This is a genomic window from Candidatus Protofrankia californiensis (assembly GCF_900634765.1).
In the GTDB taxonomy this organism is placed as follows: Bacteria; Actinomycetota; Actinomycetes; order Frankiales; family Frankiaceae; genus Protofrankia; species Protofrankia californiensis.
Genome location: NZ_CAAAFT010000380.1, coordinates 21464 through 22035 on the forward strand (window position 1 = coordinate 21464; position 572 = coordinate 22035).

At 73.8% G+C, this 572-nt stretch carries 1 protein-coding gene; it reads left to right on the forward strand.

The features are described 5' to 3' along the window. The coding region (nadE, locus tag DD1DGNOD_RS29865) for an NAD(+) synthase (RefSeq protein ID WP_241255849.1) at positions 1 to 572 on the forward strand (572 nt) is incomplete at both ends.

Here is a 572-nt window from a genome sequence, read left to right on the forward strand (position 1 = left end):
CCGGTGGACGCGGGCGACGGCACCACGATGGCGGTGACCCGCATCGTGCTGGCGGGCGAACCCGTCCCCGCCTTCGTCGCCCGCGCGCCCGCGGTAGCTCACCGGCTGGACTCCGCCGCTGAGCTCTACGCCGCGGTGGTCACCGGCACCCGCGACTACGTCCGCAAGAACGGGTTCGCCTCGGTCGTGCTGGGGCTGTCCGGCGGTATCGACTCGGCGCTGGTCGCCGCGATCGCCGTGGACGCCCTCGGCGCCGGCCGGGTGCACACGGTCGCGATGCCGTCGGTGCACTCCTCGGCCGGTTCCGTGGACGACGCCGCGGAGCTGGCCCGGCGCACCGGCGTCGTGCACACCGTGGTCCCGATCCAACCGGTGGTGGACGCCTTTCACGGCGCGCTGGCCGGCGCCGGCGGCCTCGCCGGCCTTGCCGCGGAGAACCTGCAGGCCCGGGTCCGCGGGACGCTGTTGATGGCGCTGTCGAACGCCCATGGTCATCTGGTTCTCACCACGGGCAACAAGAGCGAGCTTGCCACCGGGTTCTCCACGCTCTACGGCGACAGCGCGGGCGGCTT